The organism is Salinisphaera sp., assembly GCF_035690525.1.
GTDB lineage: Bacteria > Pseudomonadota > Gammaproteobacteria > Nevskiales > Salinisphaeraceae > Salinisphaera.
Map to the genome: position 1 here is coordinate 28,676 of NZ_DASSKM010000036.1, position 15,331 is coordinate 44,006.

Genomic DNA, 15,331 nt, shown 5'->3' on the forward strand with positions numbered 1-15,331 from the left:
TATGCCGCATTGAGCCATAAGCTCGGAATGTTAGCAGTTCGCACAGGGTGGCGTTCGCGACCAATGCCTGAGGTCGCCAGTCTTAAAGCGTTGCACCGGCTGCGTTATCATCCGGCTTTTGACGGCAATCCGTCGGCCGCCGGCCGGGCCAGACCACGAGGGTTCATGAGCAATTTCCTGACCAAACTGATCGGCAGTCGCAACCAGCGCGTGGTGAAGCGCATGCGCCGCGTCGTGGATGCCACCAACGCCCGCGAAGCCGATTACGAGAAATTGTCGGATGACGAATTGACGGCGGCGACCGAAGCGTTCCGTCAACGGCTGACTCAGGGCGAAACCTTGGACGATCTGCTGGTCGAGGCCTTCGCCGTGGTGCGCGAGGGCGCCAAGCGCGTGCTTGGCATGCGCCATTTCGATGTGCAGTTGGTCGGCGGCCAAGTGCTGCACCAGGGCAAGATCGCCGAGATGAAAACCGGCGAGGGCAAGACCCTGGTCGCCACCCTCACGACCTATCTCAACGCCCTGGAGCAAAAGGGCGTACACATCATCACCGTCAACGACTATCTGGCCGCGCGCGACGCCGAATGGATGGGCCGTCTGTATCGCTTCCTCGGCCTGAGCGTGGGCGTGATCTTCTCCGGCCAGGACACCGAATCCAAGCGCGCGGCGTATGCCTGCGACATCACCTATGGCACGAACAACGAATTCGGCTTCGACTATTTGCGCGACAACATGGCCTTCACCCCGGAGGACCGGGTCCAGCGCAAGCTCAATTACTGCATTATCGACGAGGTCGACTCGATCCTGATCGACGAGGCGCGCACGCCGCTGATCATTTCCGGACCGACCGACGACGACCCCGAGACCTCCCAGCGCGTCGACAAGCTGGTCAAGCACCTGACCGAGCAGAAAGAAGAGGACGGGCCGGGCGACTACGCCCGGGAAGAGAAGAACAAGCAGGTCCATCTGACCGAGGACGGCCATCAGAAGGTCGAGGGCCTGATGCGCGAGGCCGGCCTGCTGGACGCCGAGGAGTCGCTGTACGATGCCAACAACGTCGCGCTCATGCACCACATGAACGCGGCCCTCAGAGCCCACACGCTTTATACCAAGAACATCGAATACATCATCGCGGACGGCGAGATCGTCATCGTCGACGAGTTCACCGGGCGCACCATGCCCGGCCGGCGCTGGTCGGACGGCCTGCATCAGGCGATCGAAGCCAAGGAAGGCGTGCCGATTCAGAAAGAGAATCAGACGCTGGCCTCGATCACCTTTCAGAACTTCTTCCGGATCTACGACAAGCTCGCTGGCATGACCGGCACCGCCGATACCGAGGCCTTCGAGTTTTCCTCGATCTATAATCTGGAAGTCGTGGTCATTCCGACCAACCGTCCGTTGCAGCGTAAAGATCTGCCGGATCAGATCTATATGACCGGCCGCGAGAAGTTCGGGGCCATCGCCGACGAGGCGCAGGCCGCCAGCCAAACCGGCCAGCCCGTGCTCGTCGGCACCGCCTCGATCGAGGCCTCGGAAGTGCTGTCGCAGTTGCTCGGCCAGCGCGGCATCCGGCACGAAGTGTTGAACGCCAAGCAGCACGAGCGCGAGGCCGAGATCATCGCCCAGGCCGGCCGGCCGGGCGCGGTGACCATCGCCACCAACATGGCCGGCCGCGGCACCGACATCGTGCTCGGCGGCAACATCGAAGAAGCACTGGAAGCGCTCGACGAAGACGACGAGGCGACACGTCAGCGTCTGCGCGACGAATGGGCGAAAACCCACGAGGCCGTGGTGGAAGCCGGCGGCCTGTACGTGATCGGCTCCGAGCGCCACGAATCGCGGCGCGTGGACAACCAGCTGCGCGGGCGTTCCGGCCGCCAGGGCGATCCCGGCGCCTCCAGATTCTATCTGTCGCTCGAAGACAGCCTGATGCGTATCTTCACGCCGCCGCGGCTGCGCTCGATGCTGCAGAACCTGGGCCTCGAGGACGGCGAGGCGATCGAGCACAGGTGGGTCACCCGGGCGATCGAAAACGCCCAGCAGAAGGTCGAGCGCCACCACTTCGATATTCGCAAGCAGCTGCTGGAGTACGACAACGTGGCCAACGACCAGCGCCAGGTGGTCTACGAGCAGCGCAACGAGATCATGGACGCCGAGAACATCTCGGACCTGGTCGAAAATATCTGGGCCGACGTGGTCGACGGGGCGATCTCGGAATATGTTCCGCCGGCCAGTCTCGAGGAACAATGGGACGTCGAAGGCCTGGAGCAGGCCATCGAGCGCGACTTCGGCGCCGAACTGCCGGTCCGGAAATGGCTGGACGAAGAGGACCAGCTCGACGAGGAAGGCCTGCGCGAGCGTATCGGCACGCATCTCAAGACGGCGTACGACGAAAAACGCGAGGCCGCCGGCGCCGAGAACATGGCCCAGATCGAGAAAGCCGTGGTGCTGCAGGTGCTGGACTCGCTCTGGCGCGAGCATCTGGCCGCGATGGACTATCTGCGCAAGGGCATCCATCTGCGCGGCTATGCCCAGAAGGACCCGAAGAACGAATACAAGCGCGAAGCCTTCGAGATGTTCAACAACATGCTCACGCGCTTGAAGCACGAGGCCGTGACCGTGCTCGCGCGCGGGCGCATCGACAGCCAGATCACCGACGAGGCGCGCGAGGACCGGCGCCGCCAGATGGCCGACATGCAGTTCCAGCACGAAGACGCGGCTTCGGCCGCCGAGCAGGCGGTCGCTCAGGCTCAGGCCCAAGCCCAAGACCAGGCGCAAGCCGAGGCCGGTGCGGCCGGCGAACCGGGCATCGTTCCCGAAGCGGCCGCGCAGGCCAACCTGCCGGGCGCGGGTCAACCGGTCGGCTCCGGCCCGGCGGTGGGCGAGGATCAGGCGCAGCGTCCCGATACGTTCGTGCGCGAGTCCCGCAAGATCGGTCGCAACGAGCCCTGCCCCTGCGGGTCCGGTAAGAAGTACAAGCATTGCCACGGCCGCGATGCATAAATCCGCGGCCATTCCATTCGCCCCGGGCCGGTACGACGAGCGCTGAGCATGGCGGTCAATCTCCGTGCGCCCGAGGCGCTCATTCCGATCGCCGGCGCGCGCTGGGCGAGTACCGACGCCGCGATCAAGAAGCCCGGCGGCGACGATATGGCGCTGCTCGTGCTCGACGAAGGCGCGACGGTCGCCGGCGTGTTCACGCGCAACGCCTTCGCCGCCGCTCCGGTCGCATTGGCCAAGCACCATATGGCGTGCGCGGCGCCGCGCGCGTTGTTGATCAACAGCGGTAACGCCAACGCCGGCACCGGCCGCGAAGGCGAGGCCGACGCCGCCGCCTGCTGTGCCCGCGTGGCCGAGGAACTCGGTCTTGCGGCGGATCAGGTTCTGCCGTTCTCGACCGGCGTGATCGGCGAAAAACTGCCGATGTCGCGCCTCGACAACGCCATCCCGCGACTGACCCGGGCGCTCGATAGCCACGGCTGGCTGGCCGCGGCCCGCGCGATCATGACCACCGATACCGTGCCCAAGGGCGCCAGTCGCCGGGTACGACTCGAGGCCGGCGAACTCACCCTGACCGGCATCGCCAAGGGCTCGGGCATGATTCGGCCGGACATGGCCACCATGCTGTCGTTCCTGGCCACCGATGCCGCCGTACCCGCGGCCGATCTCGATTTGGCCCTGCACGCGGCGGTGGGCGCGTCTTTCAACAGCATCACGGTGGACGGCGATACCTCGACCAACGACGCCGCCATGCTTTGCGCCACCGGGGCCGGCGCCGCCCTGGATCGCGATCATCCCGATTGGCCGGTTTTCGTCGCCGCGCTGCGCGATCTGATGATCGAGTTGGCCTGTGCGATCGTGCGCGACGCCGAGGGGGCGACGCGATTCATCACGCTCGCCGTGTCCGGTGCCGCCGATGCCGACGAAGCCAGGCAGGTCGCGTTCACGGTCGCCCATTCGCCGCTGTTCAAGACCGCCGCTTTCGCCGGCGATCCCAACTGGGGCCGGATACTGGCGGCGGTGGGGCGGGCGCCGGTGGCCGATCTGGTCATCGACGGCGTGGATATCGCGCTCGACGAGGTTGCCGTCGTCGCCGGCGGCCAGCCGCGCGAGGATTATCGCGAAGCCGATGCGGCCCGCGTGATGAGCCAGCCCGAGTTCAGGGTGCGGATCGGGCTGGGCCGCGGCGAGGCCACGGCAACCGTCTGGACCTCGGATCTGTCCTACGACTATGTCCGCATCAACGCCGAGTACCGTAGCTGAGGATAATCAAATGTCTTTCGACCGCGCGGCATGAAACCGCGCGATCGACCCAAGGGGAGAGCTAACGCCTCTCCCCTTTGGAAACCCCATTGTTAAGGTGTCCGCGGCAAGCCGCGGGGTATTAATGAATAAACCGTTGGATATCGCCGTCGGCGTGCTGGTCGACGCCCAAGGGCGTGTTCTGATCGCCCAACGCCGTCCGGATACGCCGGGCGCCGGCTATTGGGAGTTTCCCGGCGGCAAGCGCGAGCCCGGCGAGCCGCTGTTCGATTGTCTGGCCCGGGAACTGGCCGAGGAGATCGGCGTGACCGATCTCGTCGGCGCGCCGTTGATCCGTTTTGCCCACGATCGTGGGCCGCGGCCGGTTCGGCTGCACGTCTGGCGTATCCACGGCTGGACCGGCGAGCCGGGCGGGCGCGAAGGCCAGCGGGTGCGCTGGGTCGCGGCCGATGCACTGGACGAGGTCGAGCTGCTGCCGGCGACGGATGTCATCCTGGCCGCGCTGGCCTTGCCGCGGCGCTATCTGATCACGCCGCGCCTAGCCGAGTCCGGCCACGGCGACTGGTTCGCCGCGCTCGATCGGGCGCTGGCGCAGGGAACGCGGCTGCTGCGCCTGCGCGATCCGGATCTCGCGGATGAGGACTACGCGCGTCTGGCGGAATCGGTGATCGAGCGCGCCCATCGCCACCGCGCCGCGGTATTGCTCGATCGCGACGCCGATATGGTCGCCGCGCTCGGCGCCGACGGGTTGCATTGGAGCGCCTCGCGCATCGCGGCGGCCACCCGCCGCCCGGTCGGCCGCCGCCACTGGTTCGCGGCCTCGGCGCACGATCGCGACGAACTCGAGGCCGCGCTCGCGGCCGACGCCGATTTCGCCGCCCTTTCGCCGGTCGTCGCGACCGCGACCCACCCGCGAGCGCGCCCGCTCGGCTGGCCCGGCTTCGAGTCGTTGCGCGCGGATCGGGCGCTACCGGTGTATGCGCTCGGCGGGCTGGAAGCAGCCGATCAAGACGATGCGATTGCGCACAACGCGCAGGGTATCGCCGCAATCCGCGGCCTCTGGCCGGAAACCGCCGATTAAGCGCCGATTGCTAAAGCATTTTGCACTTTTAGCGAACAGTCGTAACCGCTTTCTGGCAAGAGAATACAGCCTGAACATCCGCTGGAAAGCTGATTTGACGCTTATTCAATCTGTGTAAATCTGCGTTCATCTGCGGATAAATAACTTTAAAAAGGTGGAAATTGCTCTAGGAGCAACAACCGCTAATGTTTCGAGTCGTCCTCGCCGTAGCCGAGCGGCGGCAGGCCCGAGGGATCGGCCGAACCCTCGGGATTGGGGATACGATTCGATTCGTCCAACCAGTCGCCGAGATCGATCAGCTTGCAGCGGCGCGAACAGAAGGGCCGGTAGCTATTGTTCGACGTCATGTCGGCCAATTCGCCGCATTGCGGGCAGGGCGCATGTTGTTTCGAAGTCATGAAGAAAACGCGGGGCGGGCAGTAAAGGCTAGAAGCGGCAGCAGGCCATGCGAAAGGCGATGCTGGTCTCGGTCTGGCGCAGGTGCAGTTGTGCGTCCTGATGGTGCATGAAGCGTACAGTGGCACGATGCCGCCCGCCGCTGATTTCGGGAAAAACACCGGGATCATCCAGTAATACCCGGATCATCTGCGTCCCGGCGACGGTGTGGTGCACAAGCACGCCGTTGTCGGCGATCTCCGGCATCGGCTCGGCGCTGTCGCGCAGCAGCCGCAGCAGGACGCGCACGCCGCGCTCGACCGGCTCGACGCGACGATACCATTGCGCGATATCGGCTTCTATGCGCTCGGCGGGCTGGGCGAGCCAGTGATGATAGGCCGGTAAATCGAAGCTACAGGTGCCGCCGGGGATCGCATGCCGGTTGTTGACGCTGTTGAGCAGTTCGTTGTCGCGTAGCTGATAGGAGGCGAATTGCGGCGGGATCTGCGCCATCTGGCTGCCCACCGTGTCGAGTTCGGTCAGCACATCGTCGAGCGCATTGCGGTCGATATCTTCGCGCTGGCCCAGGTGCCCCAGGGCCGTGCGTCGCTGTTCGATCTCCTTGCTGACCTGGCCGCGAATATCGTGGCGCGACATGACGTTGAGGATATCCAGCAGGGCGCCCATGGTCGCGCGTCGGCCCCAGAGGCTGGCATCCGCGCGGTGGTGATGCAGACGGGCGGTCAGATGCTCGACGCGCAGGAACGTGCGTATCCGTTCGTTGAGCGGCTGTTCGTAACAGAGCACCCCGTCATCGGCCACGCCGGCCTCCCGTGTCCAAATTCCGACGCCAGTCTATGCCGGCGCGGCCGCTGGTCAAAGCCGTAATGGCCAGCAGCCGGCAATGCCGGGGTGCGGCGCTAACCCGGCAGATGAAGCGGCGGCAGATCGTTGATTTCGCCGCGGGCCAGCCGCTGATAACCCGCGTGCAGGGCCGCGGCCAAGTCGGCGATGTCCTTGCGCGGGCCGGTGTTGATGAGCACGTCGTCGGCGTGTTCCAGGCGCTCGGCGCGCGATTCCTGGGCCGCGATCATTTTCTGTGCCAGGGCGTCGTCGATTTCGTCGCGGCCCTTCAGGCGCTCGAGCTGGACCGCTTCCGGCGCATCGATCACGAGCACGCGATCGACCAGATCGGTCATGCTCGACTTCACCAGCAGCGGCACCACCAGGATGCAGTAATCCGAGGCCGCGGCGTCGCGCTGTGCGGCGAGTTCGCGGCGGATACGTGGATGGGTGATCGTTTCCAGATCGCCGCGCGCGCCGGCGTCGTCGAACACGATACGGCGCAACTCGTGGCGTTTTAGACAGCCTTCGTCATCCACGATCCCGGCGCCGAAACGGGCGACGATCTCGTCGAGCGCGGGCTGGCCGGGTTCGACGATCCGGCGGGCGACCGTGTCGGCATCGACGATGGCCACGCCCAGGCGTTCGAACGCCGCCGCCACCACCGATTTGCCGCTGGCGATGCCGCCGGTCAGGCCGACGCTGAGTTTTCGGCTCATACGGCGACTCCGGCAACCGCGCGGGCGTGTTCGCGGCATACGGCCGCATTGTCATCAATTTGTCGTGAATGGCCGATAGCGTCGAGCACAGGCACTAGCGCAATCCCGATAGCGTCAAGTAGGCGCGGCCGATTGTATCGCCTGCGACCATCGCCAGCCAGCCGCCGAAGACCAGCCACGGCCCGAACGGCATCGCCGTGTCCCGCGACATGCGCCCCGACGCGATCAGCAGACCGCCCGCGAGCGCGCCGCCAAGCGAGGCCGCGAGCAGCGCCAGCGGCAGCTGCGCCCAGCCCAACCAGGCGCCGAGCGCGGCGGCCAGTTTGAAATCGCCGTAGCCCATGCCGATCTTGCCGGTGGCGATGCGAAAACCCTGAAACACCGTCCACAGCACACCGTAGCCGGCGGCCGCTCCGAGAATGGCGGCAACCGGCGTCGGCGCGGCCGGCGCGAGATGCAGCGTGCTGGCGACGAGCCCGGCCCAAAGCAGGGGCAGGGTGATCGAATCGGGCAGTAGCTGGGTCCGGAAATCGATGGCCGCCAGGGCGAGCAGCGTCCAGGACAAACCGACCATGCAGCCGCCCCAAGGGGTCGCGCCGAAGCGCGCGATGGCGATTATCGCCAGCAGCGCGGCGGCGATTTCGATCGCCGGGTACTGCAACGATATACGCGCGCGGCACGCCGCGCAGCGGCCGCCGAGCAGCAGATAGCCGATCACCGGCAGGTTGTGCCAGGGTTTGATCGGCGTTTCGCAATGCGGACAGCGCGAACCGGGCGCGACCAGGTCGAAGCGCTCGTGCCCGCCGTCGGCTTCCGGGCGATCGAGAATATCCGCGGCCTCTTGACGCCAGCGCATCTCGAGCATCGCCGGCACGCGCAGGATCACCACGTTGAGGAAACTGCCCACGATCAGGCCGATGACGGCAGCCGCGGCATACAGCAAGGCGGGCGGCAGACCGGCGACGGCCATCAAACCACGGAGCCGAGCTTGAAGATCGGCAGATACATGGCGATCACCAGCCCGCCGACCAGCACGCCGATCACCGCCATGATCATGGGCTCGAGCAACGACGACAGCCCATCGACCTGCGCATCGACCTCGGCCTCGTAGAAATCGGCCACGCGCGAGCACATGGCATCGAGCGCGCCGGCTTCCTCGCCGACCTTGACCATCTGATGCGCCATCCCGGGGAAGCGCCCGGTGTTGGCCATGGCCAGTTCCAGCCGCTGGCCGGACTCGACTTGGGCGCGCATCTGGAAAATCGCTTCCTCGAAAGCGACGTTGCCGGCCGCGCGGGCGACCGAGTCCAGCGCCTCGACCAACGGCACGCCGGCCGCGAACATGGTCGAGAGCGTGCGCGAGAAACGCGCCACGGCGGCGTTATAGACGATCGCGCCGACCACCGGCAGGCGGAGCACGGCGCGATCGAGCGCGCGTTTGAAGCGCCGGGACCGGCGGCGGACCACGATAAACCCATAGCCGGCGGCGACCACGCCGCCGAGAATCAGCCACCACCAGTGCTGCACCACCTTCGACAGGCTGATCACCATGAGCGTGAAAGCCGGCAGATCGGCGCCGAAGCCGCGGAACAGAGACTGAAACTGGGGCACGACGAAGTACAGCAGAATGCCCATGACGATGATGGCCACGATGATCACCGCGCTCGGGTAGAACAGGGCCTTGCGGACCTTGGTTTTGATCGCTTCGGTTTTTTCCTTGTAGGACGCGATCTTGTCCAGCAGCGCCTCGAGCGCGCCGGAGCGTTCGCCGGCGGCCACCAGATTGACGAACAGTTCGTCGAAATGGCGCGGATGCCGGGCCAGCGCCTCGGCCAGCGGCAGGCCGGACTCGATGTCGTCGCGGATGGTGCGCACCAGATCGGTCAGGCTGGGGTTGGACGCGCCTTTGGCCACGATATCGAGCGAGGCCACCAATGGCACGCCCGCGGCTAGCATCGTCGCGAGCTGGCGCGAGAGAATCGCGATATCGCTGGCGCCGACCTTTTTCTTGCGCTGGCCGCCGATGCCGAACAGTTTCGTCGGCTTGCGCACGCGCAGCGGATTGATGTTCTGGCGCCGTAGCATGGCGCGCACCATGGCCTCGTTCGGGCCCTCGGTCTGGCCCTTGACCCGGGTGCCGTTGCGGTCGGTGCCGATCCAGAAGAAGGTGTGGTTTTCGGTGCGTGTTTCTGCCATGTATCGTCGGTCGGACGGCTCGCGCGGCCCGTTCCGCTCCTCTACTCCATGCCCAGCTTGGCCAGGCGATAACGCAGCGCCCGGAAGGTGATGCCCAGCCGCTGCGCGGCCTTCGTTTTGTTATATCGGCAGGCTTCCAGCGCACTTTGAATGCGCTCGCGTTCGAGGGCCTCGAGCTGGCTTTCGAGATCGACGGATTCATCCGGCAGGGCGTCGGCGGGATTCGCCGCGGCCGCGTCGGCCAAAGGGGAATACAGCCTGAGGTATTCGCGCTCGATCACCGGCGATTCGGCCAGCGTCACCGCGCGTTCCAGGATGTTCTCCAGTTCGCGAATATTGCCGGGGAAGTTGTAATTCATCAGGGCCGACAGCGCTTGCTCGGACAGCCTTGGTACGCGTTCCAGACGCATCTTGCGGGTCAGCCCGGCCAGGATCCGCTCGGCCAGCGCCGGGATATCGTCGACCCGTTCGCGCAGCGGCGGCACCTTCACCTCGATGACGTTGAGCCGGTAATACAAATCCTCGCGGAAGCGCCCGCGGGCAACCTCGATCGACAGATCGCGGTGGCTGGCGCTGACCACGCGCACGTCGACCGCGGTTTCCAGGGTCGCGCCCACCGGCCGGATCGAGCGCTCCTGGATCGCGCGCAGCAGCTTGACCTGCACCGATATCGGCAGATCGGCGATTTCGTCGAGAAACAGCGTGCCGCCGTCGGCGCGGGCGAACAGGCCCGGGGTGTCGCGGGTCGCGCCGGTGAAGGCGCCGCGCAGATAGCCGAAGAATTCGGATTCCATCAGCTCGGCGGGGATCGCGCCGCAGTTGACCGGCACGAAGGCGCCGCTCATGCGCGGGCCTTCGGCGTGGATCATGCGCGCGACCAGTTCCTTGCCGGTGCCGGATTCGCCGGTGATATAGACCGGCGCCTGGCTGCGGGCCAGCTTGGCGATGGTCTGGCGCAGCTTGCCCATCGCTTCGGTCTGGCCGACCAGCCGGGGCGACACATCCAGCGAGGGGTGGGGCGGGGCGTCGTGATCCAGCCCGGCGAGCTTGAGCGCCTGGGCGATCAGCGCGCGCAGCCCGGCCACGTCGATCGGCTTCGATACGAAATCGAAGGCGCCGGCCTTGAGGCTGGCCACCGCGGCATCGGCGCTGCCGTAGGCGGTGATCACGGCCACCGGGCACTCCGGTGAACGTTCGTTGATATGGCGGACCAGATCGATGCCTTCGCCGTCGGGCAAGCGCATATCGGTCAGACACAGATCGAAGTGCTGGCCGTCGAACGTGCGTCGAGCCGTGGCGAGATCGGCGACAGCCACGGTCTCGATGCCCATGCGGCCGAGCGTGATCTCCAGCAGCTCGCGGATGTCGGCCTCGTCATCGGCGATCAGAGCGCGTGCGGAGTTCTGGATAGCGGCGTTCATGAACTCGGACCCTCGTTGGTCGTGCGTGGCAACAATATACGAAAGCAGGCGCCCCGCGCGTGGTTCATCGGAATGAGACGGGCGCCGTTCGCCTCGCACAGCTCGCGCGCGATATGCAGCCCGAGGCCGGTACCGTCGACCGCCGTGGTGAAGAACGGTTCGAGGATACGGTCGAGCAGATCGGGCACGATCCCGGGCCCGTCGTCGACGATATCGAGCACCAGATTGCGATTGACGTCGACATTGGCGTGCAGCTCGATTCGCGGCGCGAGCGCGCCCCGGGCATGTTGGTTGCTGTTATCCCAGAGATTGAACAGCACCTGGCGTAGCTGGCCCGGGTCGAAGCGCAGGCGGGCGGCCGGCCAGTCTCCGATCTGCGCAAGACGCGGCGGGTCCTCGCGGGTCTCGCAGTAGTCGGCGACCATCTCCGCGACCCAGGAAGCCAATTCCAGGATGCGCGGTTGCTGGGCCGAGCGTCGAGCCAGGCCCAGCACATCCGAGATGATGCGGTCGATGCGCTGGCAGTGGCGGTGGATCATCGCCAGCAGGCGGGTGTCGTCGGCGATCAGCCGGGGCGACTCGGCGAGCAGCTGCTCGGCGTGGCTGATCGCCCCGAGCGGGTTGCGGATCTCGTGGGCGATGCTGGCCGTGAGTCGTCCCAGCGAGATCAGCTTCATCTGCTGGGCCTGTTCGCTGGCGCGCCGGGCGTCGTCGAGAAAGATCAGGGTCGGCGTCTGGTCGCCGCCCAGGGTCGTGAACTGCGGCTGCAACGGCCGGCCGGCAACCTCGATCAGCGCCGGCACGGCGTGTCGGGCGCGCCATGCCGTCAGCGTTTTCATCAGCGCCGGCGGCAGATCCGCGAGCCCGGTCGGAGGCGGCGCTCCCTCGGTGTGGTCGAGCAGTTCCAGCGCGGCGTGGTTGAGGATCTGGATGCGATCGTTCGCGTCGATCACGATCGCGCCGGTCTGCATATGATCGATGATGCGGCGGTTGAGTTCGGCCAGGTCGCGAGCCTGACTGGCATGGCTGGCCGCCGACGCATCGCTCACGCGGATACGGCGCGCCAACCCGTAGGCTGCGAACACGGTGGCGAAATACAGCGCGCCCAGAATGCCGGATTGCGCGAAGTCGGTCTGGGCGTCGACGAGTTGCCAGTGACGCAGGATCTCCTGGCCGATCAGGGCCAGCGCGGCGCAGGCGGTCAGCAGGCCGGACAGCCGCGCCGGCAACAGGATGCCGGCGGCGGCCAGCGGCGCGAGCAGCAGCATGGCGAGCCCGCCCGAGGCGCCGTTGCCGGCATAGCAGGCGAGCACGATGATCGCCACGTCGACCAGGATCTGGATAAAGATATGCGCGGCCAGGTGCGGCCGGCGCACCAGGGCGGCGCCGCCCAGACACACCGCCAGGGCAAGATAAATCAGGCAGACGACACGAAACAGCGCCGGAAAATCGGGGGCGAACAGGCCGTGGCCGTCGCCCGCGCTCAATGTGGCGACCAGGCCGAAGGCGATGGCGGCGCGATAGACCGACAGCGTGAGCGCGGCGTGCCAGGTCGCGCCGGTATGCACGACGTGAGCGCGCCGCGCGTCGCGGTTCATGGGTTTTGGTCGTGGCTGTCGCAGCAGTAGCCGTGCGTATCCTCGCGCGCCAGCCGGCGGTCCAGATAGGCGCCGCAGACGTGGCAGCGCACGGTGGACGTGAAGTGGTCCCGCCCCGGGTTTTGCTTGCGGGCCGGCCGCCGCGGCATGAATCGCCGCAGCAGCAGCCCGACCACGCCGATGGCGCAGATGATCAGAATCAGGCGTGCCATGACCGTGTCGTTGTTGATACTCCCCATCTATGAGCATACGCAAGCCGGGCGCGGCTCACGAGTGTTTTTTTCGTTGCACCAAGGGGCAATAGCCCCCAGCCCGCGCGGCGTGCGCCCGGCGCCCGGGCCAAGTTGTGATCAAGACCGTGAGACGCGACAATGCGCGCCACTTTCCGCTTTTTAAGTTTGTTTGCAACCGAGGCGATGCCATGAACGTTCACGAATACCAGGCCAAGGAAATCTTCGCACGCTTTAACGTGCCGGCCGGCGAGGGCAAGGTCGCCCGATCGGCCGATGATGCCGTGTCGGTGGCCCGGGAGCTCGGCGGCGAGCGCTGGGTGGTCAAGGCCCAGGTGCATGCCGGCGGACGCGGCAAGGCCGGCGGAGTGAAGATCTGCGACAGCGTGGATGACGTCAAGAAAGTCGCCTCGGAAATGATCGGTTCGACGCTGACCACGCATCAGTCCGGCGGCGTGGCGCTGCCGATCAATGCGGTCTATGTCGAAAAGCCGGCTGATATTAAAACCGAACTGTATCTGTCGGTGCTGGTCGACCGGGCCACCCGCCGCGTCACCTTCATCGCCTCGCCGGAAGGCGGCATGGACATCGAGGAAGTCGCCGAGGCCACCCCGGAGAAGATTACCCAAATGGCGATCCACCCGGCGGCCGGTTTTCAGGCCTATCAGGGCCGTCAGCTCGGTTTCTTTCTGGGACTCGACAAGAAACAAGTCGGCGAATTCGTCAAGGTCATGAAGGGCCTGTACGACATGTTTATGCAAACCGACGCCTCGCTGGTCGAGATCAACCCGCTGGTCACCACCGGCGACGGCGGTCTCGTGGCGCTCGACGGCAAGCTCAACTTCGACGATAACGCGCTGTTTCGGCACAAGGAATTCGCGGAGATGCGCGACATCAGCCAGGAGAACGAGCGCGAAGCCCAGGCCGCCGAGCACGATCTCAACTATATCCAGCTCGAGGGCAACATCGGCTGCATGGTCAACGGCGCGGGGCTGGCCATGGGCACCATGGATCTGGTCAAGCTGCACGGCGGCGAGCCGGCCAACTTTTTGGACGTCGGCGGCGGCGCGACCACCGAGCGTGTGACCGAGGCGTTCAAGCTGATCACCGCCGGCGAAGGCGTCAAGGCCATTCTGGTCAATATCTTCGGCGGCATCGTCAGATGCGATTTGATCGCCGAGGGCATCATCACCGCAGCCAAGGACGTCGGCATCAGCGTGCCGGTGGTTGTGCGCCTGGAAGGCACCAACGCCGAGGAGGGCCGCAAGCTGCTGGACGAGTCCGAATACGACCTCATCGCCGCGCAGGATCTGACCGACGCGGCCAAGAAGGTGGTGGCCGAGGCCCGCGGCTGAGCGCGGCTCCCGTCATCGACCGTCCAAGGATTTACCGAGCAGGATTTTAAGTCATGAGCATTCTCGTCAATAACGACACCAAGCTGATCGTCCAGGGCTTCACCGGCAGCCAGGGCACCTTCCACTCCAAGCAGTGCATCGAATACGGCACCGACATCGTGGGCGGCGTCACACCGGGCCGCGGCGGCGAGACCCACCTCGACCGGCCGGTGTTCAACACCTGTGAAGAAGCGGTACGCGAAACCGGCGCCAACGCCACCATGATCTACGTGCCGGCCCCGTTCGCGGCCGACGCGATCCTCGAAGCCGCGGATGCCGGCATCAAGACCATCATCTGCATCACCGAGCACATCCCGGTGCTGGACATGCTGCGCGTGCGCGCCGCCCTGGACGACTCGGATTCGGTGCTGATCGGCCCGAATTGCCCCGGCGTGATCACCCCGGGCGAGTGCAAGATCGGCATCATGCCGGCGCATATCCATCAGAAGGGCAAGATCGGCATCGTGTCCCGGTCCGGCACGCTGACCTACGAGGCGGTCTTCCAGACCACCCACAACGGTCTCGGCCAGTCGACCTGTGTCGGCATCGGCGGCGATCCGATCCACGGGCTGGATTTCGACGAAGTGCTGGAGATGTTCGAGAACGACCCGCAGACCGAAGGCGTGGTCATGGTCGGCGAGATCGGCGGCACCGCCGAGGAAGCCGCCGCCGAGTACATCAAGCACAACATGAAAAAGCCGGTCGTGGCCTACATCGCCGGCGTGACCGCGCCCCCCGGCAAGCGCATGGGCCATGCCGGCGCCATCATCTCCGGCGGCAAGGGCACGGCCGACGACAAGTTCGCGGCACTCGAGGCCGCCGGTGTGGCCACCGTGCGCTCGACCGCCGAGATCGGCACCAAAATGCAGGAAGTGCTGGGTTAATCGCCTAAACGCTCCTGACTCATTGAGCCGGCATCGCAGTTCGCGGTGCCGGCTTTTTAGGTTCTTCGTACATAAACGTGAATGGCGGTCCGGCCTTCTAGACATGGCTGGATCGGGGCGCCGTTATATCCCGGCGCTTTTGTTCCTTAAAAATTGTCCGCAGATCGACGCAGATTCACGCAGATGCGGTTTGGCTTTCGCGGCGTAGATGGATCGAGGCGCCAACCGGCGACTGAGTCGAACGGCTCGACGCCCGGTCAGGAATCATGTTTCCGATGTCTTGCTACCGAACGGAGCGCAGAACGTTCTTGGCGCCCTTGGCCAATC

The 15,331-nt window shown here is 65.9% G+C and carries 13 protein-coding genes; 5 read left to right on the forward strand and 8 right to left on the reverse strand.

The window, feature by feature from the left end; all coding sequences use genetic code 11:
- Positions 1-165 precede the first annotated feature (165 nt).
- From secA to VFJ08_RS02330, 3 genes are all read left to right on the forward strand, one after another.
- Entirely contained in the window at positions 166-3,003 is a 2,838-nt protein-coding gene (secA, locus tag VFJ08_RS02320) for a preprotein translocase subunit SecA (RefSeq protein ID WP_324994746.1), read from the forward strand.
- 48 nt (positions 3,004-3,051) lie between these two features.
- The gene (argJ, locus tag VFJ08_RS02325) at positions 3,052-4,263 is read left to right on the forward strand and encodes a bifunctional glutamate N-acetyltransferase/amino-acid acetyltransferase ArgJ (protein WP_324994748.1); all 1,212 of its coding nucleotides are present in this window, start codon (positions 3,052-3,054) and stop codon (positions 4,261-4,263) included.
- A gap of 124 nt (positions 4,264-4,387) precedes the next feature.
- Positions 4,388-5,344: a Nudix family hydrolase gene (locus VFJ08_RS02330; protein WP_324994750.1), complete on the forward strand. Its 957-nt coding sequence runs from the start codon at positions 4,388-4,390 to the stop codon at positions 5,342-5,344.
- 182 nt (positions 5,345-5,526) lie between these two features.
- On the opposite strand, the gene VFJ08_RS02335 is transcribed toward VFJ08_RS02330, so the two are convergent.
- The 8 genes from VFJ08_RS02335 to VFJ08_RS02370 form a co-directional block, all read right to left on the reverse strand.
- Positions 5,527-5,742 carry a DNA gyrase inhibitor YacG gene (locus VFJ08_RS02335; protein ID WP_324994752.1) on the reverse strand — a complete coding sequence of 72 codons (216 nt, stop codon included), beginning with the start codon at positions 5,740-5,742 and terminating at the stop codon, positions 5,527-5,529.
- Positions 5,743-5,770: 28 nt separating this feature from the next.
- Positions 5,771-6,541 (reverse strand): cell division protein ZapD, encoded by a 771-nt coding sequence (gene zapD / locus VFJ08_RS02340; RefSeq protein ID WP_324994754.1) that lies wholly within the window; start codon positions 6,539-6,541, stop codon positions 5,771-5,773.
- A gap of 98 nt (positions 6,542-6,639) precedes the next feature.
- The gene (gene coaE / locus VFJ08_RS02345) at positions 6,640-7,281 is read right to left on the reverse strand and encodes a dephospho-CoA kinase (protein WP_324994756.1); all 642 of its coding nucleotides are present in this window, start codon (positions 7,279-7,281) and stop codon (positions 6,640-6,642) included.
- Between the two features lie 94 nt (positions 7,282-7,375).
- Entirely contained in the window at positions 7,376-8,251 is an 876-nt protein-coding gene (locus VFJ08_RS02350; protein ID WP_324994758.1) for an A24 family peptidase, read from the reverse strand.
- Positions 8,251-9,477, reverse strand: a complete 1,227-nt coding sequence (locus tag VFJ08_RS02355; RefSeq protein ID WP_324994760.1) for a type II secretion system F family protein — start codon at positions 9,475-9,477, stop codon at positions 8,251-8,253. The genes VFJ08_RS02350 and VFJ08_RS02355 overlap by 1 nt, the downstream gene beginning before the upstream one ends.
- 41 nt (positions 9,478-9,518) lie before the next feature.
- Positions 9,519-10,898 carry a sigma-54 dependent transcriptional regulator gene (locus VFJ08_RS02360; RefSeq protein WP_324994762.1) on the reverse strand — a complete coding sequence of 460 codons (1,380 nt, stop codon included), beginning with the start codon at positions 10,896-10,898 and terminating at the stop codon, positions 9,519-9,521.
- Positions 10,895-12,496, reverse strand: a complete 1,602-nt coding sequence (locus VFJ08_RS02365) for a sensor histidine kinase (protein WP_324994764.1) — start codon at positions 12,494-12,496, stop codon at positions 10,895-10,897. The genes VFJ08_RS02360 and VFJ08_RS02365 overlap by 4 nt, the downstream gene beginning before the upstream one ends.
- A complete protein-coding gene (locus VFJ08_RS02370) occupies positions 12,493-12,735 on the reverse strand; it encodes a hypothetical protein (protein ID WP_324994766.1) in 243 nt (80 codons plus the stop codon). Before VFJ08_RS02370 ends, VFJ08_RS02365 begins: the two co-directional genes overlap by 4 nt.
- A gap of 182 nt (positions 12,736-12,917) precedes the next feature.
- Between VFJ08_RS02370 and sucC the strand changes: the two genes are divergently transcribed.
- Positions 12,918-14,081 (forward strand): ADP-forming succinate--CoA ligase subunit beta, encoded by a 1,164-nt coding sequence (gene sucC / locus VFJ08_RS02375; protein WP_324994768.1) that lies wholly within the window; start codon positions 12,918-12,920, stop codon positions 14,079-14,081.
- Positions 14,082-14,134: 53 nt separating this feature from the next.
- The gene (gene sucD, locus VFJ08_RS02380) at positions 14,135-15,004 is read left to right on the forward strand and encodes a succinate--CoA ligase subunit alpha (RefSeq protein WP_324994770.1); all 870 of its coding nucleotides are present in this window, start codon (positions 14,135-14,137) and stop codon (positions 15,002-15,004) included.
- Positions 15,005-15,331: the final 327 nt, after the last annotated feature.